Raw genomic sequence first — 18688 nt, forward strand, 5'->3', positions numbered from 1 at the left:
ATGACGTTGTTTTCGCACCGACCGGGGTTGATGGGCCGGGTCCGCACCGCCCTGCTCTGCCTGCTGGGGCTGGTACTGGCGTCCTGCGCCACGCCGCCCGCGCCGCCGCCTTCTTCGCCCACGACCCTGCCGCCCACTTCAGCGCCGACGGCGCCTTGGCCTGCAACCCCGCCGGGCACCGCCGCCGCGCTCACCGGCCCCGGCGTGCGGCTGCAACCCGCGCAGTGGGCCGATTTGCCTGGCTGGCCGCAAGACGATTTCAGCGGCGTCTGGCAGGCCTTCCGGCGCGACTGCGGCGCACGCCTGCCCAGCGCGCTGGCGGCGGTGTGCCGACGCGCGGCGTCCGTGCCGGCAGACGATCCGCAGTCGCAGCGGGCGTTCATCGAGGCCGAGTTCGCGCCGTGGCAAATCACCGCTTCGGGCAAACCGGACCAAGAGGACAAAGGCTTGATCACCGGCTACTACGAGCCGGTGCTGCACGGCTCGCTCACCCGCATCTGGCCTTATGTGGTGCCCGTCTGGGGGCTGCCCGCCGACCTCGTGCCGCGCGCGCCGGGCGCCGATGGTGTCAGCGGCGGCCGGGTGGCTTGGGTGGACGGGCAGCAGCGCGTGCTGCCCTACTGGAGCAGGGCGCAGATTCAGTCCGACCCCGCGCTACAGGCCGCGCTGGATCGTCACACCGTGGTCTGGCTCGACAGCGCGGTGGACGCCCTGTTCCTGCAGGTACAAGGCTCCGGCCTCGTGCGTCTGCCCAGCGGCCAGACCTTGCGGCTGAGCTACGCCGGCACCAACGGCTGGCCCTACAAATCGGTCGGCCGCTGGCTGCTCGACACCGGGCGGGTGAACGGCACGATCACCATGTCCATCATCCGCGCCTGGGCGCAGATGCACCCTGCTGAAGTGCCCGAAATGCTGGCCGCCAACCCGCGCGTGGTGTTTTTCAACGCCGCGCTCGACACCGACCCGCAGCGCGGCCCCATCGGTGCCCTGGGCGTGCCCCTCACGGCCATGCGCAGCATCGCGGTGGACAAGCGCGCCATCGCGCTGGGCCTGCCGGTGTGGTTGTCCACCGCGCAGCCTTACGACAGCCGCGCGCCCGCGCCGCAGCCGCTCAACCGGCTGGTGTTCGCGCAGGATGTGGGCTCGGCCATCACGGGCGCTGTGCGCGCCGACTTGTTCACCGGCACCGGCGATGCGGCCGGCGAACTCGCAGGCCGCATGCAGTGGCCCGGGCGCATGTGGGCGTTGCTGCCGGTCAATCCCTGAACGGCCCTGCAACGGGCAGCTTGCGCGCAGCGGTGGCATGTCCGCGCGAACCGTCCTATGGTTAAGCCTTGCTCAACAACACAGGAGGACGTCCCCATGACACTAGACCCGCACGATTTGACCCACGAATTTCCCGCCCAGGCCGACAAGATCCACGCGCTGAAAGCGGACAACGCCCACTTCCAAAAGCTGGCCCAACGCTACGAAGAACTCAACAAGGAAGTGGTGCAGATTGAAGAAGGCGTGCACGCCGCCGATGACCTGCACCTGGAAACGCTGAAAAAAGAGCGTTTGCAGCTCAAGGACCAGATCGTTGCACTGCTGGCTGCCTAAATACTTTGTCGGTATGCGCACCGGCGCGGCTCAATGTGCCGCCGCGCCGCGCCCCCGAAGTTTCTGCCCGAGCGTCCACACGCCAAGCACTCCGATGCCGGTGGCGATGCCCACCGCGGCATCGAACAACAGCGGGCTCAACCAGCCCAGCGCCGCACCCGACTGATGCACCACGGCCTCGCTGGCGTGATGCAGCCAGGGCCAGCCGTGGCTGATGATGCCGCCGCCCACCAGAAACATCGCGACAGTGCCCACTACGCTCAGCCCCTTCATCAGCCAGGGCGCCGCAGCCAATAGGCCACGCCCCAGCGCCTGCGCCGCGGCAGACGCCTGACGGTTCAGGTAGAGCCCGGCGTCGTCCAGCTTCACAATGCCCGCAACCAGGCCATAAACGCCCACGGTCATCAGCACCGAAATACCGACCAGTACGGCCACCTGCGTGGTGAAGCTCGCACCAGCCACCGCACCGAGCGTGATGGCGATGATTTCGGCGGAAAGCACGAAGTCGGTGCGCACCGCGCCCTTCACCTTGTCGCGCTCCAGCGCCAGCAGATCGACCTCCGGATGGGTCAGCGCCTGGGTCAAATCCTCGTGATGGGCTTCTTCTTCTGATGGGCTGTGGAAGAGCTTGTGCGCCAGCTTTTCCGCGCCCTCAAAGCACAGATACGCCCCGCCCACCATCAACAAAGGGGTAATCGCCCAGGACGCAAAGGCGCTGATCGCCAGCGCCAGCGGTACCAGAATCGATTTGTTGATCAGCGAGCCCTTGGCCACGGCCAGCACCACGGGAATTTCGCGGTTGCTCTGCACCCCGGTGACCTGCTGGGCGTTGAGCGCCAGATCGTCGCCCAGCACGCCCGCGGTTTTTTTGGCCGAGAGTTTGGTGAGCAGCGCGACGTCATCCAGCACGGTGGTGATGTCATCTAAAAGAGCGAGCAGACTGGTTGCCATTGCAGTAGGGGGTCGTGTTACCAATTGAAAGCGTGAAAGCGGCATTGGACGACAAACCGCAGGCCTGCCGGGCGCAGCGCTGGCGTTCTGCGTATGCTTGACGCTTTTTCGCATCAAGCTCATGTTCAACGACGGTTTCACTTTGGCGCTGGTCGCGCTGGCCGCTTTTTTTGGGGCCGCGCTCAACGCCGCGGCCGGGGGTGGTAGCTTCCTCACCCTGCCCGCATTGATCTATGCCGGGATTGCGCCCGTTGCCGCCAACGCCACCGGCACCACGGCCCTGTTGCCCGGCTACTTGGCCAGCACCTGGGGCTTCCGCGAAGACCTCGGCCCGCCGCGCTCGGTCGGCATGACCGCGCTGATGCTGACCTGCCTGGTGGGCGGGGGCATCGGCGCCGGGCTGTTGATCACCACGAGCAATCACGCATTTCGGGCGCTGGTGCCGTGGTTGCTGCTGTTCGCCACCGCCTTGTTCGCCTTCGGGCCGACCTTGTTGCGCCGCATCGGCCGCCATCCCGAGCAGCATGCGCCGCGGCTGCAGGCGCTGGTCGGCCTGTTCGTGGTCAGCGTGTACGGCGGCTACTTCAACGGCGGCCTCGGCGTGCTGCTGCTGGCGATGCTCACCCTGATCGGCGAGACCCATCTCAACCGCATGAACGCGCTGAAAAACGCCATCTCCGCCGTGCTCACCCTGTTCGCCGTGGGCATCTACGCCGCCGCTGGCACTGTGCAGTGGCGCTGGGTGGCGGTCATGCTGCCCGCCGTGCTGGTAGGCGGCTATGTGGGTGCGCGCGTCGCCCGGCGAATTCCGCGCGAGGTGATGCGCTGGAGCATCGTGCTGATCGGTCTGGTGATGAGCGCGCTGTTCTTTCGCTGAATTCCTGGGCCTCTCATCCCGGCCTCTCATCGCCCGTCTTTGACGATGAGATAGACGCCCACAGCGACCAGCCCCATCCAGAGCGCGACCGCCCCCGTGCCCATCCATTGCGCCGCCTGGTCGATGAACAGCAGAAACACCGCGGCCAGCGCCAGAATGCCGTTGCCCAACCAGAAGCGGGGTCCGTGTTTGGGTTCTTGTTGCACAGTTCCTCCCGGGTTGATAAAGAGGTGCAGCCTATCGTAGGGCGATGCTGAAAGGCATCGCTTGGGTGGAAACTTGGCCCCTCGCCTTCCGAATCTTGATGCCCCTCAGCCCAAGGCGCATCGCCGAATTGTAAAGTTTCATCCTGAAAACTATATTTGGGCCACCTGCCCAACTATCGTCAACCCAGCCCGTATGGAACTGAACTTTTTTTCGGCGACAAACGCCCACAAAGCGTGGAAGAAGCGGTTGCACGATTGTGTCAGCGGCGCTTGCTCCACGCTCGACCCGGACACCATCGCGCTGGACAACCGCTGCGATCTGGGCAAGTGGCTCTATCGCATTCTCGAAAGCCGTCCGGCGCTGAGTACCGACACGCAGCGCTTGTTCACACGGCTGTTCGAAGAACACGCCGCATTTCATCGCGTGGCCGCCGATGTCGCCCGCCAGGCTTTGGCCAATCAACGACAAGAGGCGCTGCAGCAATTGCAAGGCGGAGGCGAGTACGCCCGCATTTCCAATCAAGTCATCGGCACCTTGGGCGAGCTTTATCTCAAACGCAGGGAATTCGGCATGGATTGAACCCGGATGATCCACCCCGGCCTGTGGCGACCCTGATGACAAACGCTACAGGCGCACCCGCGCCGTCATCCCTTGTCCCCACAGAGCATCCGGGTTGAAACATCCAGAGCAAAACGCGCGCCGGGCTGCACCTGCAGTTTGCGACAATACCGTTCATGACCGCACCCATTGCCAACGACACCTTCCTGCGCGCCCTGCGCCGCCAGCCCACCGACTACACCCCGCTGTGGCTCATGCGCCAGGCCGGGCGCTATCTGCCGGAATACAACGCCACACGCGCCCGCGCCGGGAGTTTTCTCGGCCTGGCGCAAAACCCGCACTTCGCCACCGAGGTGACGCTCCAGCCGCTCGACCGCTACGCGCTGGACGCGGCCATTCTGTTTTCCGACATTCTTACCGTGCCAGACGCCATGGGTCTGGGCCTGCGCTTCGAGGCGGGCGAAGGCCCGAAATTCGATCGCCCGCTGCGCTCCGAGGCCGATGTGGCCGCGCTCGCCGTTCCCGACATGGACAAGCTGCGCTACGTGTTCGACGCCGTCAGCGAAATCCGCCGCGCGCTGGTGCAGAACGGCACTCAGCGCGTGCCGCTGATCGGTTTTTCCGGCAGCCCCTGGACGCTGGCTTGCTACATGGTCGAAGGCGGCGGCAGCGACGACTACCGCACCGTCAAGACGATGCTGTATTCCCGCCCCGATCTGATGCACCGCATTCTCGCGGTCAACGCCGAGGCGGTGGCGCAGTATCTGGCCGCGCAGATCGACGCCGGCGCGCAAGCCGTGATGATTTTCGATAGCTGGGGCGGTGTGCTGGCCGACGGCGCTTTTCAAGAATTTTCACTCGCCTACAGCCAGCAGGTCATCGCCGCGCTCAAACAGAAGGCGTCCCTGGCCGACGTGCCCGTGATTCTGTTTACCAAGGGCGGCGGCCAGTGGCTCGAAGCCATGGCCGACACCGGCGCCGACGCGCTCGGGCTCGACTGGACGACTTCGCTCGCCAAGGCCCGCGCCCTTGTGGGCCAGCGCGTGGCGCTGCAAGGCAATCTCGACCCCAACGTACTGTTCGCCCCGCCCGCCGCCATCGAAAAAGAAGTGCAACGGCTGCTGCACAGTTTCGGCCCGGTCGGCGCGGGCGCAGGCCATGTGTTCAATCTGGGACACGGCATTTCGCAATTCACCCCGCCCGAGCATGTGTCCGCGCTGGTCGAAGCGGTGCACACCCATAGCCGGGCCTTGCATCGCAGCGCGTCCTGAACGGGTGAAGCTGGCTGCGTTCAGGCTCGCGGCCAGCTCCCCGGCGCGCCCCTTTATCGCTGCCCGGCGATACCCCGCGCTGCAAGGGAAATTCTGATTTGTCAAGCTTGACAAATCGGCTTATGCACATTTTTGGTCAGCTTGCACCGCAGCAAGTTGATCACAGATTTAGCTTTAGATCTTCTCGCTTAATTCTTTGATTTATCTTGATTTTTTCGATATTTCACAATTCGGTAAATTTTTCTGCACAGGCTTATCCACAAGGCTGCCGTCCTGGCTCACGGTATTGATACACAGAGTTATCCACACCCTGTTTTGATCCAGAATAACTCCTGATCTGACGCCGACTTAGCGCCCGTTTCGAACGCCGACCTCAACCCGCTGCGCACTACTCATGTCCGTCGTTCTCCAGGTTGCCGTTGACGCGCCGGGCCTGCCGCCACTCGATTACAGCGCTCAGGCGCCGCTGGCGCCGGGCACGCTGGTACGCGTTCCTCTGGGACGCCAGACCGTCAGCGGGGTGGTGATGGCGCTGGTACCGCAGCCGGACGCAACCCGTCTCGCCGCGCTGCGACCCATTGCCGCAGCGCACACCGCCCTCACCCCGCTGGCCCCCGCCTGGCTGGACTTGATGCAGTTCGTCGCGCGGTATTACCAGCGCGCGCTGGGTGAAGTCATCGGCGCGGCCCTGCCCGTCCAGTTGCGCAATCGCAAACCCGGCGAGGGAACGGCCGCGCCACCTCAATCTTCGAACACGAGCTATCGCTGCACCGCAGCGGGCCTGTCGGCCTTGCCCGGCCAGATTGCGCCGCGCAGCGTGGCGCTCTGGCGGCTGGCGCGCGCACTCGGCGTCGCTGAAGCGGGGGAAACTCCTGCTGCCTCGACGCTGCCGTGCCTCAGCCTGACCGAGGCACGGCGCTTGCATCCACACGCCGTCAAGGTGCTGGCCGACTGGGAGGGCTCGGGCTGGGTGGAAGCCACCGCAGCCGCCCCCGTCTCGTCGAACCTGGCGGCATCGGCCGCTGCCCCCACGCTGCACCCGGAGCAAGCGCAAGCGGTGGAGGCCATCGCCGCCAGCTCGGGCTTTTCGCCCTTCCTCTTGTTTGGCGTGACCGGCAGTGGCAAGACCGAGGTTTATCTACACGCCGCGGCGCAGGTGTTGCAGCGCGAGCCCGAAGCGCAGGTGTTGGTGCTGACGCCCGAAATCAATCTCACGCCGCAACTGGTGGGCCGTTTCGAGCAACGCTTCGGCGCAGAGCACCTCGCCGTTTTGCACAGCGGCCTGTCGGAAGGGCAGCGGCTGCGACACTGGCTGGCGGCCCACAGCGGCGCGGCGCGCATCGTGCTCGGCACCCGGCTGGCGGTGCTGGCTTCGCTGCCGACGTTGCGGCTCATCGTGGTCGACGAAGAGCACGACCCGTCCTACAAACAGCAGGAAGGCGCGCGCTATTCCGCCCGCGACCTGGCGCTATGGCGAGCGCAGCAACTCGGCATTGCCGTCGTGCTTGGCTCGGCAACACCCTCGCTGGAAAGCTGGCGGGCCGCGCAGACCGGGCGCTACCAGTTGCTCACCTTGAAACAGCGCGCCACCGGGGTACTGCCCCGCGTGCACATCGCCGACACCCGGCGCGACCCGACGCTGCGCGCCAGCGGCACGCTGATCGGCCAGACACTCGACGCCGCGCTGCGCCAGCGGCTCGCGCGCGGCGAGCAAAGCCTGCTGTTTCTCAACCGCCGCGGCTATGCCCCGGTGTTGAGCTGCCCCGATTGCGGCTGGATGTCGGACTGCCCGCACTGCGACGCGCATCTGGTGTTTCACCGCACCGACCGCACCCTGCGCTGTCACCACTGCGGCTACCAGGCCGCCGTGCCGCGCGCCTGTCCGGGCTGCGGCAGCCTCGATCTGCAGCCCGTGGGCAAGGGCACGCAGCGGGTGGAAGAGGCGCTGGCCGAAAAGTATCCCGAGGCCCGCATCGCCCGCATCGACGCCGACAGCACGCGCCGCAAAGGCGCGGCGGCAAGCCGTTTCGACAGCGTCCACGCCGGTGAAGTGGACATTCTGGTGGGCACGCAAATGGTGACCAAGGGCCACGACTTCCAAAAAGTCACCCTGGTCGCCGCACTCAACCCCGATGCCGGGCTGTTCACCCACGATCCGCGCGGCCCCGAGCGTCTGTTCGCCCAACTCATGCAGGCGGCCGGGCGGGCGGGCCGCGCCTTGCCGCCCCAGGGCGATACCCCCGCCTCCACCCCCGAGATGCTGGTGCAGACCGCCTACCCCGAACATCCGCTGTACCGCGCGCTGGTGGCACACGACTATCCCGGTTTTGCGCAGGCCGAACTCATCGAGCGCGAGCGCGGCGGCATGCCGCCGTTTTCCTATCAGGCTTTGCTGCGCGCGGAACACCGGAATATCGACGCCGTGGTCGAGTTTCTGGCACAGGCGCAGCAACTCGCCGCGCCCTTGGGCGAGACGCTGGGCGTGACCGTCTATCCCCCCATTCCCGCCACGCTCGCCCGCATGGCCGACGTGCACCGCCTGCAGATGCTGATCGAAGGCAGCCATCGCGGCGCGTTGCAGAATCTGCTTTCGCAGTGGCGCGCCGAGCTCACCGCCCTGCGCTCTCGGGTGCGCTGGGCAGTCGATGTCGACCCGCTCGATTTCTGAACGCCCGCATTGGCGGATGAAATCGCGCATTTGTCGCATTCGGCGGCGGATTCGACATTTCGATACAACAGCCCGGCGCAGCACGGACTAAATTGAGTGCATCGAAAGCGTATTGCAGTGCAGCAAACGCTGGTCCTTTTCTGGGAGAGAACCCTCATGTCCACTCAACGCCCTCTGCATCATCACCCCCTTCCCGCAGGCACACCCGTGATCGAGTTCGACCACGGCCGCCCCGGCAGCGTCACCCCTGACTCTCCGGCCACCGATGTGATGACCGACCTGCGCCACACCCCGGCCTTCACCACCGAAGCCGACGCGCCCGCCAACCAAGCGCTGCAAAAGATGATGCACGCCGGGGTGCGTCTGCTGCTGGTCACCAACTCCGCGCGGCACGTCGTCGGCCTGATCACCGCGCGCGACCTGATGGGCGAAAAGCCGGTACGCGCCGCCACCGAAAACCAGATTCCGCGCGACGCGGTCACCGTGGCGCAATGCATGGTGCCGCAGCAGCACATCGAAGTGCTCGATTACGCCGAAGTGCTGCGCTCTACCGTGGCTGAAATCGTGCTCACCCTGCGTCACTCCGGCCGTCAGCATGCGCTGGTACTGGAAGCCGACGGCAAACCCGTGGTGCGCGGCATTTTCTCGGCGGTGCGCATCGGTCGGCAACTGGGGATCGAACTGCAGGCCAGCGGCCAGATGCAGAGCTTTGCCGAACTGGAGCAGGCGATCGCCGCGCTCTGAACAAGGCCTGCGTCAACGCGGCGCGAGGCGCTGGTTCGCCCACAAGGCCAAGCCTGCAAACGCACAGAACACGGCGGCCATCGGCAAGGCGCTGTGGGCGGCGATCATGCCCACGGCCGAGCCGCTGGCCGCCGCCAATGTGAACTGAAGGCTGCCCATCAGGGCCGCCGCACTGCCCACGCGGCCCGTCTGATGCGCCAGCGCCAGCGCCGTGGCGTTGGGAAACGAAAAACCCAGGCTGGACAGGGCGATGAACAGGGGAATGGCCACGCCCCATAAACCGCCCACCTTGAGCACGGCAAGCGCCAACATCACGCTCGCCCAGACCGTCAGACTGAGCAAGGCCTTGTGCAACAGCACGCCGCTTCCCACGCGAGCCAGCAGCGCATGATTGATCTGCGACGCGGCAATCAGGCCCAGGGCATTGGCGCCGAACACCCAGGCGAATTGCGCCGAACTCAGCCCGAATACCTGCATGAACACGAACGGCGCTGCGGCGATGTAGGCAAACATGGCCGACTGCCCCAGCGCCCCGCTGAGGGCAAAGCCGATGAAGCGCCGATCGCGCAACAGAGCGAAATAAGTGCGCAGGGCATTGCGCACCGGGTGCTGCTGGGCGCTGCTGCGCAAGCCCGGCGCCAGCGACTCTGGCAACGCCAGCGCGGCCAGCAGACAGGCCACGCCGAAGGCCGAAAGCACCAGAAAAATCGCCCGCCAGCCCCAGGCCTGCACGAGGGCCGCACCCGCCAGCGGCGCCAGAATGGGGGCAGCGCCCAGCACCAGGGTCAGCCGCGAGAACACCCGCGCCGCGTCAACCGGGGCGTAAAGATCGCGCACCATGCTGCGGGCAATCACGATGCCCGCACAGCCGCCCAGTGCCTGCAAGAGTCGCCACAGCATCAAGGCATCCATCGAGGCGGCCATGGCGCAGCCCAGCGAGGCCAGAACGTAAAGCGCGATGCCGATGAGCAGCGGCCGCTTGCGGCCATAGCGGTCGGACACCGGCCCCCAGAATGCCTGACCCAGCGCCAGTCCGACAAAAAACACCACCAGCGTGCGCTGTACCGCCTCGGGCGTGGTGTGCAGATCATGCTGCAGGGCGGTGAAGCCCGGCAGGTACATGTCGATGGACATGGGGGCGAAGGCGGTGAGCGCCCCCAGGGTGAGAATGCGCTGCAGCGCGCCGGATCGGGCCATGCAGCGCATTGTCGCAGCGCTGCCACGCTGCCACTGCGACTGACCCTGGCCCGTTGCGATCAGTGCGAGGCGATGGCGAGCCGCAACTCTTTGACCTGCTCGGCCGAGACCGGCTCGGCAGCGTTGCCCCAGCTAGTGCGGATGTAGGTCACCAGATCGGCGATCTGCTGATCGCTGAGTTGCGCGCCAAACGGCGGCATGACCATCGGCGCGGGGGCTGATGCCGTCACCGCGGTGCTCGCCCCGGCCAGAATGACGTGGATGGCGTTGGTCGGGTTGATGCACTGCACAGAGGGATTGGCCACCAGGCTGGGAAAGGCAGCGGGCACGCCCTGGCCGTTGGGTTGATGGCAAGCCACGCAATGCTGGTCATACAGCGCCTTGCCGCGCTGCACCGCAGCGGGGTCGGGCTGGGTGCCCGCCACCTGCGCGCTGGTCTCGGAGGGCAGCGATTTGAGATAAACGCCCATGGCGAGCAGATCCTCATGGTCGAGGTGCTGGGTGCTGTGATGGATGACCTCGGTCATGCCGCCCGCCACGGTGTAATTCTGGGCGCTACCCGTTTGCAGCAACAGCGCGAAGTCCTGCGCGCTGAGGGTTTTCTGCAGACAGGCGCTGCGCAGATTGCTGGCATACCAGTGCTCCACCGTACCGCCGGTGAGGTAGAGATGGCCGCCCGGCCCGTTGGCGCTCAGCGCTTTTTCCTGGAAGAACAGCCCGCGCGGCGTATGGCAGGCGCCGCAATGCCCCAGCCCTTCGACCAGATACGCGCCGCGGTTCCACTGCGCGCCCTGCTTGGGATCGGGTTTGAACACCGTGTCGCGCACGAACAGCCAGTTCCAGATCGCCAGCGGCCAGCGGATGGTCATCGGCCACACCATGTCGGGTTTGCGGTTGGGCGTGGGGTTTGGCGCCACGCCTTGCATGAAATAGGCATACAGCGCGCGCATGTCCTGCGGCGTGACGCGCGCATACGACGGATACGGCATGGCCGGGTAGAGGTATTTGCCGCCCGGCGCCACACCATGGCGCACCGCGCGGTCGAACTGTTCGAAGCTGTAGTTGCCGATGCCGTGCGTCTTATCCGGGGTGATGTTGGAGGAATAGATCGCGCCCATGGGCATGACCATCTTCAGGCCGCCGACAAAGGGCTTGCCGCCCGGCGCCGTATGGCAGGCCACGCAATCGCCCGCGCGGGCCAGATACGCGCCACGCTGCACCTCCTGGTCGGAAAATTGGGCCGCCACCGCCAAACCGCATTGCGCGGCCAGCAGCCCGGCCAGCATGACACGCCATCCCGTCTTCTTGTTCATACCCGTTCCTTTTCAGCGCTGCGATGAAAGAGTTTGCAGCGCAACAATCTGTAATCAGGTTACGGGGCGTGGCGGCCTTCAGGGTTGATGCAGGCCAAAGGACTGCGACACGGTGTCGCAACCCGCGCCCGGCGACAGGCAGGCGGGCGGACGGGTTGACCTGCTGCAGGGCCGGGTGCAAATCCCTGCATTCCACCCGCACGGCAAATAGAAACTCTTCGACGACCGCAGCCAACCGCGTCGCTTCAGCGCAGCAACGCTGCGAGGGCCAGCACCAAAGCCACGGCACCCAGGCCCAGCGCCAGTGCGGCCCAGCGCTGCTGTTTGCGCTGCGCCTCGGCGAGTTGCAGGCCAGCCTGCTCCAGCGCGGTGACCGTGGTTTGCAGTTGCTGTGCGAGCGCCCGCACGTGTTCGGCGTTGTAGGTCACGGCCGTCTGCAATTCCTCGATCTGTTTTTGCTGCGAATCGGCCGCCTCTTTGTCTGACTTGCGTTGCTTGAACACCGGCAACGCAAGCTTCGCCACCGATTCGATGTAGGGCAAAGCGGCACTGATGGCCGTCATCCAGGTTACGGGCATGGCTCAGAGCTGAGAGGCGTTGAAGGTATCGCAGACCTGCGGCCGCCCGCTGGCGAAACCGGTCTGGAACCAGCGCGCGCGTTGCGCCGAGGTGCCGTGGGTGAACGAATCGGGCACCACATAGCCCTGCGCCTGCTTTTGCAGTCGGTCGTCGCCCACGGCCTCGGCCGCGTTGATGGCCTCTTCCACATCGCCCGGCTCCAGCACCTTGCGCTCGTTCTGCGCGTGATAGGCCCAGACCCCGGCGTAGCAATCGGCCTGCAGCTCCAGCCGCACCAGCAGGGCGTTGGCGCGAGCGGGGCTGCTGCGCTGCATGGCGTCGCGCACCTTGCTCTCCACGCCCAGCAGGTTCTGCACATGGTGGCCGACTTCATGCGCGATCACATACGCCTCGGCGAAGTCGCCCTTCGCGCCAAGGCGCTGCTGCAACTCCCGGAAAAACTGGATATCGAGATACAGCTTCTGGTCCGCCGGGCAGTAGAACGGCCCGGTGGCTGCCTGCGCGTAGCCGCAGGCCGACTGCACCGCGCCGGAAAACAGCACCAGCTTGGGATCGACATACTGCCGCCCCGCCTGCTGGAACAGCGCGCCCCAGGTGTCTTCGGTATCGGCCAGCACCACGGAGAGAAACTCCTTGTCCTGCTGATCCTTGGCGGTCAGCGCGGCAGGGGCTTGCTGTGTGGATTGCTGCGTCTGCTGCTGCGCCACCTGATTGAGCACCACACTCGGGGCGACCCCGAAATACAGCGCCACCAGCGCCAGCACGATGGTGCCAATGCCGCCGCCCACAAGCCCGCCCCGCCCGCTGGGCCGAGGCCCGGAAGCCCGCTGATCTTCGACGTTGTCACTGCGTCTGCCATTTTTCCAGAGCATGATGCCCCTCCCCTTCAAGGAAACGCCGGGCCGCCCCAAGTTTCCTTGACCCCCATGGGGGGCGGGTCGGCAAGCCGACCCCGGGGGCACTCGAATGGCGCGAATTATGCCGTTTCAACGAACCCGCCCGGAAGGATGGCACCTACATCAAGCCACGGTCTCTGGCACGGCCTGGGAGTCTGGAGACGAGGCGCCCGCCGTCACTTGCCGCCACTTGCGCATCAGCGCCTCCCACTGCGGCAGCACTTGCGCCAGATAGCGCTGCTTGATGTGGCCGTAGCCGCGGATGCCGTCGGGCAGACGGGCGATCTGCGTGGCGAGCTGCAGGCGCTCGGGCGGGCTGTTGGCGTTGAGGCCGCGCAGCAATTCGGCGATCGTTTCGCGGTATTGACCGATCAGGGCGCGCTCCTGCTTGCGCTCTGCCGTATGGCCGAAGGGGTCGAGCGCGGTGCCGCGCAGCACCTTGAGCGGCGCGAGCAGCCTGAAAGCCACGCCCATCCAAGGGCCGAACTCGCGCTTGATCAGCTCGCCCTTGGCATTGCGCTTGCTCCACAGCGGCGGCGCGAGGTAGTAATGGCGCTTGAAATGGCCTTCGAACTGCTCTTGCAGTTGTTTGGCAAACGCCGGGTCGGACTGCAGCCGGGCGACTTCGTACTCGTCTTTGTAGGCCATGAGCTTGAACAGATGGCGCGCCACGGCCTCCGTCAGCGCAGTGGACTTGAGCGGCGCTTCGGCGGCGCGCACCTGCGAAACGAAGTCGGCGTACTGCCGGGCGTAGGCAGCATTCTGGTAGCCGGTGAGGAACTCCACCCGGCGCTGAATGATTTCGTCCAGGCTGGGACGCTTGACCAGTTGAATGACTTGCTCTGCAGCACTCAGCGCGGCGATGCCCTGCGGATCGTGCGCCGCATGGCGGCCCCACTCGAACGCCGCCTTGTTCTTCTCGACCTGCACCGCGTTGAGCTCGATGGCGCGCATCAGCGCGGCATGGCTCAGCGGCACCCAGCCCTTCTGCCAGGCGAAGCCCAGCAGCATGGGGTTGGCGTAAATGGCGTCGCCCAGCAACTTCTCGGCGGCGCGCACACAGTCGAACCCCGCCACATGGTCGGTGCCAGCAGCCTGTTCAATGGTCTTGTGGCAGGCAGCGTCGGGAAACTGCCAATCGGGGTTGTGAACGAAGGCCGCGGTGGGCGTGCTGTGGGTGTCGAGCGCGATGTGGGTGCGGCCTTCGCGCACGCGCGCCAGGGTTTCGCGGTCGGCGGTGACGATAGGGTCGCAGCCGAGAATCAGCTCGGCCTCGGCCGTGCCGACGCGGGTGGTGACGATCTGCTGCGGGTCATTCGCGATCAGCACATGGCTCCAGGTCGCGCCGCCTTTTTGCGCCAGCCCGGCGGCGTCCTGCGTGACCACGCCCTTGCCCTCGATATGCGCGGCCATGCCGAGCAACTGGCCGATGGTGATAACGCCGGTGCCGCCGACACCGGCGACGACGATGCCGTAGCTGCCGCCGCCCGCCACATCGTCGCGCACCGGGTCGGGCACCTCGGGCTGAGGCAGTTCGGGCATGGAAGACAGATCGGCTCCCGGCTGCGGCTTGGGTTTGCGCAGCGCGCCGCCTTCCACCGTGACGAAGCTGGGGCAAAAGCCCTTGAGGCAGGAAAAGTCTTTGTTGCAGCTGCTCTGGTTGATGGTGCGCTTGCGGCCGAATTCGGTTTCCAGCGGCTCGACCGACAGGCAGTTGCTCTGATCGGAGCAGTCGCCGCAACCTTCGCAAACCAGCGGATTGATGACCACGCGCCGCGCCGGATCGACCATCAGCCCGCGTTTGCGGCGGCGGCGCTTTTCGGTGGCGCAGGTCTGGTCGTAGATGATGACGGTGATGCCAGCCTCTTCGCGCAACTCGCGCTGAATGGCATCGAGATCGTCGCGGTGGCGCACCGTCGCCCCGCTGGCCAAGCCGACGGCGTTGTCGTACTTTTGCGGTTCGTCGGTGACCACCACGATGCGGCGCACGCCTTCTGCCTCGAGCTCGCGGCTGATTTGCGGTACGGTCAGGCCTCCCTCCACCGGCTGCCCGCCCGTCATCGCCACGGCGTCGTTGAACAGAATCTTGTAGGTGGCATTCACCCCGGCGGAGATGGCCTGGCGAATGGCGAGCAGCCCCGAGTGGTAATAGGTGCCGTCGCCCAGATTGACGAACACATGCTCGTCGGTGGTGAACGGCGCTTGGCCGACCCAAGCCACGCCCTCGCCGCCCATCTGGCTGAAGGTTTGCGTGGCACGGTCCATCCACACCACCATGTAGTGGCAGCCGATACCGGCCATGCCGCGCGAGCCTTCGGGCACGCGGGTAGAGGTGTTGTGCGGGCAGCCCGAGCAGAACCAGGGCGGACGCTGGGCACTGGCGCCCGGCGCCTGCAGGGTGCGCTCGCGCGCGTCGATCACCGCCAGCCGTTCGCTGATGCGGCGCTGCACATCCACCCCGGCGTCGCGCAGGATGCCCAGCCGCTCCAGCCGCGCGGCAATGGCCCGGGCGATGATCGCCGGATTGAGGTCGGCCTTGGCGGGCAACAGCCAGTTGCCGCCGGGATTGGGCTGGCTCCATTCGCCGCCGGTGCGGTCTCCCGCGATTTCGTCGAACTTGCCGATGACGTTGGGCCGCACGTCTTCGCGCCAGTTGTAGAGCTCTTCCTTGAGCTGATACTCGATGACCTGGCGCTTTTCTTCCACCACCAGAATCTCCTGCAACCCGGTGGCGAATTCGCGGGTGAGCTGCGCCTCGAGCGGCCAGACCACGGCGACCTTGTGCAGGCGGATGCCGAGCTGCGCGCAGGTGTCAGCATCCAGCCCGAGATCGTTCAGGGCTTGACGGGTATCGTTATAGGCCTTGCCCGAGGCCATGATGCCCAGCCGCGCGTGCGGGCTGTCGATGACGGTGTGGTTCAAGCGATTGGCGCGGATATAGGCCAGCGCCGCGTACCACTTCACATCCATCAGCCGTGCCTCCTGAGCCAGCGGCGTGTCGGGGATGCGGATGTGCACGCCGTCCGGCGGCAGGGCAAAGTCTTCGGGCAGCAGGATGCGCACGCGGTCGGCGTCCACATCGACCGTGGCCGAAGACTCCACGATTTCCTGGATGGTCTTCATGCCCGACCAGACGCCGGCATAGCGGCTCAGGGCAAAGGCGTGCACGCCCAGATCGAGAATGTCCTGCACCGAGGTGGGAAAGAACACCGGCAGCCCGCACGCCTTGAAGATATGGTCGCTCTGGTGCGCGAGCGTCGATGATTTGGCCACATGGTCATCGCCCGCCACGGCGATCACCCCGCCGTGACGCGCGGTGCCCGCGCTGTTGGCGTGCTTGAACACATCCGAGCAGCGATCCACGCCGGGGCCCTTGCCGTACCAGATGCCGAACACCCCGTCGAATTTGTTTTTGTCGGGAAACAGATCGAGCTGCTGCGTACCCCAGACGGCGGTGGCCGCCAGCTCCTCATTCACCCCGGGCTTGAACACCACGTGGTTGGCTTCGAGGATTTTTTTGGCCTTCCACAGCGCTTGGTCGTAGCCGCCCAGCGGCGAGCCGCGATAGCCCGAGACAAAGCCCGCGGTGTTGAGCCCGACTGCAGCATCGCGCTGCCGCTGCAACATGGGCAGACGCACCAGCGCCTGAATGCCGCTCATGAAGGCGCGGCCGGAATCGAGGGTGTATTTGTCGTCCAGCGAAATGGTCGCCAGCGCACGACGGATGTGCTCGGGTAGGGGAGCGTTCATCGCCTGTCTCCTTGTGTGGCGCGCACCGCTCAAAGGCCGCGCCTGTGGGTCACCAATCGGCCGCCGATCAGGCTGGCCGGGCAATTGCGGTGCCATGTCTTGGCACGGCCCGCACGCCGTCTTGTGAACGGCAGTCAGCCTTATGCCGACAAAGCCATGCTAGTGCGGCTGCGAAGGAGTGAACAGGGGGAGAAGCGATAGGCGCTTTGGGCTTGCGGACTTGCGCGCGCAAGCCTTGCGCGCGGTCAGGCGTAGGACGGCAGAATGAGCACGTAGGTGTCCACCGCCGCATTGGGGTTGACTACCGGATTGCTCGGATCGCCATCGCCCCAGTCGCTGTTGAACAGAATGCGCGTACCGCTGGTGCTGAAGGTCACGTTCGGCTGCGCCCAGTAGTTGCTCTGCGAGGCGTTGCTGTAGTTGCCCGTGCTGCGGTGGTGGGCAATGCGCCAGGTGACTCCGCTCGTCAGGTTGGTGATCATCAGCTCTTGGTCGAGGATGGTGCAGGGATTGGCGGTCGGGCCGCTGTTGCCGCTGCTGCCGGGCGAGGCCACCCCATTGCTGCCCGTGCTGTAGATGTTGCCCGTCATGCCGGTGACGACCCAAGACGGATTTTTCCAGGCGGTCGAACCGCTGAGGCTGCCCGTCGTGGGATAGCCCCAGCCGCTACTCTCGCCCACATCGTTACTCACCGCTCCGGTGTTGAGGTTGCAAACAATCACATTGCCGTTGCCGCCGGTGTTGCGCGAGAACTGCGAGCCCACCAGCAGATCGTTGCCGCTGGCGTCCATCGCGGTGTCGCAGTGCTCGTTGGTGTCGAAATTCACCCAGCGCACCAGCTTGCCGGTCGAGGCGTCCAGTACGGCGCTTTGCGTTGTCGGCTGCGATTCGAGTCCAACCGCGGCATTCCAGATGAAAAACTTGCCTGACACCGACGGGAACGGCGTCGATCCCCGCGCCTGCGGCTGCGGCACGACGCTGGTGTCATAAAGGGTGAACGCCCCCGTCGCCTCGTTGAAACCGAACACCCACATGCCCAGCTCGCCAGACACATTGGGGACGTTGGAGCCAAATGCGCCCAGACCCCAAATGCGCTGCCCCTGCGCATTCACCCCCAGCGCAAACGGGTAGCCGCAGCGCACCCCTTGCGTGCCGGAAGGGCAACCCGGCGGCAAGCCGTTCGGGAGGAAGCTGTGGATGATGGTCTTGACGCCCGTCTCCACATTGATCGCCGTGAGGTCGGCCAGGTTGGTGCTGCCCGACGAATGGTTGTCGATATAGCGCAGCGTGGCCGGGTCGGCGTGATCCCAGTAGAACTGTTCCACGTCACCCGGATTGATGTCGAGGAACTTGATGAAGGCGTAGGTCGTGCCGTCATACATCGCCCAGCCTTGCTGCCCGCCGTTTTGGGCCGTCGAACCGGGCACGTAAAGGATGAAGCGGGTTTCATCGCAATTCCAGGCCATCGCCGTGGGGTAGGCCGGGGCGACACACAGATTGTTGAAATCGCCCACGCAATCGGTGATGCGGATGATCTTGGCGCCGAAGTCGGGATCGGTGACGGTGGCCCCTTTCGCGGGTTTCGACAAAGCGCTGTAAGGCACGGGTGACTTGCCGTACTGGGTGAGCCCTTTGGACAGGTCGGTGCCCGGCGGCACGGTAACCGGCGTAGAGGTGGCCGCAGGGGTGACCGAGTTCGACGCTGTTCCTTGGCTGCCCGTTACGGGGGCCGTCTGATTTCCCGCAACCTGGGATGTCGAGCCACTGCTGGCACCCGCGCCCCCTCCGCCGCCACAAGCCGCCAGTGAGCCCAGCGCGGGCAGGGAAAAGAGAGACTTCTGAATGAAACGACGACGGGATTGCTGCATAAAACGACTCCTGGAACTTGGCCGCGCTCGACAAAAGCAAACGCAGACCCGTGACAAACAAGCGCCATGACCTATACCGTACGAACGCGGAAACAAGTCTGCCCGGGAGGGTGTGAAATCTTCACGCTATTCGCCCCACAAAAAGGCACTTTCCCCCCAATTTAGGGGGTGCATGGGGCTGTCGTCTATATCCAGATGTAATAGTCGCTA

The 18688-nt window shown here is 65.6% G+C and carries 15 protein-coding genes; 7 read left to right on the plus strand and 8 right to left on the minus strand.

From position 1 onward, the window contains the following. On the plus strand, positions 1–1266 hold the full coding sequence (mltA, locus tag THI_RS17220) for a murein transglycosylase A (RefSeq protein WP_231836261.1): 1266 nt from the start codon (positions 1–3) through the stop codon (positions 1264–1266). A gap of 96 nt (positions 1267–1362) precedes the next feature. Beyond that, on the plus strand, positions 1363–1599 hold the full coding sequence (locus THI_RS17225; protein ID WP_013107524.1) for an HP1242/YdcH family protein: 237 nt from the start codon (positions 1363–1365) through the stop codon (positions 1597–1599). 30 nt (positions 1600–1629) lie between these two features. On the opposite strand, the gene THI_RS17230 is transcribed toward THI_RS17225, so the two are convergent. Further along, positions 1630–2550 (minus strand): DUF808 domain-containing protein, encoded by a 921-nt coding sequence (locus THI_RS17230; RefSeq protein ID WP_013107525.1) that lies wholly within the window; start codon positions 2548–2550, stop codon positions 1630–1632. 121 nt (positions 2551–2671) lie between these two features. On the opposite strand from THI_RS17230, the gene THI_RS17235 reads away from it, so the two are divergent. Beyond that, positions 2672–3427, plus strand: a complete 756-nt coding sequence (locus tag THI_RS17235) for a sulfite exporter TauE/SafE family protein (protein WP_013107526.1) — start codon at positions 2672–2674, stop codon at positions 3425–3427. A gap of 26 nt (positions 3428–3453) precedes the next feature. Here the strand turns inward: THI_RS17235 and THI_RS17240 are convergent, their stop codons facing one another. Beyond that, positions 3454–3633, minus strand: a complete 180-nt coding sequence (locus THI_RS17240) for a hypothetical protein (RefSeq protein WP_013107527.1) — start codon at positions 3631–3633, stop codon at positions 3454–3456. Between the two features lie 193 nt (positions 3634–3826). On the opposite strand from THI_RS17240, the gene THI_RS17245 reads away from it, so the two are divergent. The 4 genes from THI_RS17245 to THI_RS17260 all read left to right on the plus strand — a co-directional run bounded on the left by THI_RS17245 (position 3827) and on the right by THI_RS17260 (position 8875). Continuing rightward, positions 3827–4213: a CZB domain-containing protein gene (locus THI_RS17245; RefSeq protein WP_013107528.1), complete on the plus strand. Its 387-nt coding sequence runs from the start codon at positions 3827–3829 to the stop codon at positions 4211–4213. Positions 4214–4368: 155 nt separating this feature from the next. After that, complete coding sequence (gene hemE, locus THI_RS17250; RefSeq protein ID WP_013107529.1) at positions 4369–5463, plus strand: uroporphyrinogen decarboxylase; 1095 nt, start codon at positions 4369–4371, stop codon at positions 5461–5463. A gap of 394 nt (positions 5464–5857) precedes the next feature. Further along, positions 5858–8131: a primosomal protein N' gene (locus THI_RS17255; protein ID WP_013107530.1), complete on the plus strand. Its 2274-nt coding sequence runs from the start codon at positions 5858–5860 to the stop codon at positions 8129–8131. Positions 8132–8287: 156 nt separating this feature from the next. Beyond that, complete coding sequence (locus THI_RS17260) at positions 8288–8875, plus strand: CBS domain-containing protein (protein WP_013107531.1); 588 nt, start codon at positions 8288–8290, stop codon at positions 8873–8875. Positions 8876–8887: 12 nt separating this feature from the next. On the opposite strand, the gene THI_RS17265 is transcribed toward THI_RS17260, so the two are convergent. The 6 genes from THI_RS17265 to THI_RS17290 all read right to left on the minus strand — a co-directional run bounded on the left by THI_RS17265 (position 8888) and on the right by THI_RS17290 (position 18478). Then, complete coding sequence (locus THI_RS17265) at positions 8888–10072, minus strand: multidrug effflux MFS transporter (protein WP_013107532.1); 1185 nt, start codon at positions 10070–10072, stop codon at positions 8888–8890. 59 nt (positions 10073–10131) lie between these two features. Beyond that, positions 10132–11385, minus strand: a complete 1254-nt coding sequence (locus THI_RS17270; protein ID WP_013107533.1) for a cytochrome c — start codon at positions 11383–11385, stop codon at positions 10132–10134. Between the two features lie 245 nt (positions 11386–11630). After that, positions 11631–11963, minus strand: coding sequence for a hypothetical protein (locus tag THI_RS17275; protein ID WP_013107534.1), 333 nt, complete (start codon positions 11961–11963; stop codon positions 11631–11633). 3 nt (positions 11964–11966) lie between these two features. Next, a complete protein-coding gene (ypfJ, locus tag THI_RS17280) occupies positions 11967–12836 on the minus strand; it encodes a KPN_02809 family neutral zinc metallopeptidase (protein ID WP_013107535.1) in 870 nt (289 codons plus the stop codon). Between the two features lie 147 nt (positions 12837–12983). Continuing rightward, positions 12984–16610 (minus strand): indolepyruvate ferredoxin oxidoreductase family protein, encoded by a 3627-nt coding sequence (locus tag THI_RS17285; RefSeq protein WP_013107536.1) that lies wholly within the window; start codon positions 16608–16610, stop codon positions 12984–12986. A 245-nt stretch (positions 16611–16855) separates the two neighbouring features. Next, entirely contained in the window at positions 16856–18478 is a 1623-nt protein-coding gene (locus tag THI_RS17290) for a hypothetical protein (RefSeq protein ID WP_013107537.1), read from the minus strand. Positions 18479–18688 lie beyond the last annotated feature (210 nt).

Origin of the sequence: Thiomonas arsenitoxydans (assembly GCF_000253115.1) — a bacterium.
In the GTDB taxonomy this organism is placed as follows: Bacteria; Pseudomonadota; Gammaproteobacteria; order Burkholderiales; family Burkholderiaceae_C; genus Thiomonas; species Thiomonas arsenitoxydans.

Coding starts and splice junctions, on each gene's coding strand:
- mltA (WP_231836261.1), top strand. CDS start 1: ATGACGTTGTTTTCGCACCGACCGGGGTTGATGGGCCGGGTCCGCACC.
- THI_RS17225 (WP_013107524.1), top strand. CDS start 1,363: ATGACACTAGACCCGCACGATTTGACCCACGAATTTCCCGCCCAGGCC.
- THI_RS17230 (WP_013107525.1), bottom strand. CDS start 2,550: ATGGCAACCAGTCTGCTCGCTCTTTTAGATGACATCACCACCGTGCTG.
- THI_RS17235 (WP_013107526.1), top strand. CDS start 2,672: ATGTTCAACGACGGTTTCACTTTGGCGCTGGTCGCGCTGGCCGCTTTT.
- THI_RS17245 (WP_013107528.1), top strand. CDS start 3,827: ATGGAACTGAACTTTTTTTCGGCGACAAACGCCCACAAAGCGTGGAAG.
- hemE (WP_013107529.1), top strand. CDS start 4,369: ATGACCGCACCCATTGCCAACGACACCTTCCTGCGCGCCCTGCGCCGC.
- THI_RS17255 (WP_013107530.1), top strand. CDS start 5,858: ATGTCCGTCGTTCTCCAGGTTGCCGTTGACGCGCCGGGCCTGCCGCCA.
- THI_RS17260 (WP_013107531.1), top strand. CDS start 8,288: ATGTCCACTCAACGCCCTCTGCATCATCACCCCCTTCCCGCAGGCACA.
- THI_RS17265 (WP_013107532.1), bottom strand. CDS start 10,072: ATGGCCCGATCCGGCGCGCTGCAGCGCATTCTCACCCTGGGGGCGCTC.
- THI_RS17270 (WP_013107533.1), bottom strand. CDS start 11,385: ATGAACAAGAAGACGGGATGGCGTGTCATGCTGGCCGGGCTGCTGGCC.
- THI_RS17275 (WP_013107534.1), bottom strand. CDS start 11,963: ATGCCCGTAACCTGGATGACGGCCATCAGTGCCGCTTTGCCCTACATC.
- ypfJ (WP_013107535.1), bottom strand. CDS start 12,836: ATGCTCTGGAAAAATGGCAGACGCAGTGACAACGTCGAAGATCAGCGG.
- THI_RS17285 (WP_013107536.1), bottom strand. CDS start 16,610: ATGAACGCTCCCCTACCCGAGCACATCCGTCGTGCGCTGGCGACCATT.
- THI_RS17290 (WP_013107537.1), bottom strand. CDS start 18,478: ATGCAGCAATCCCGTCGTCGTTTCATTCAGAAGTCTCTCTTTTCCCTG.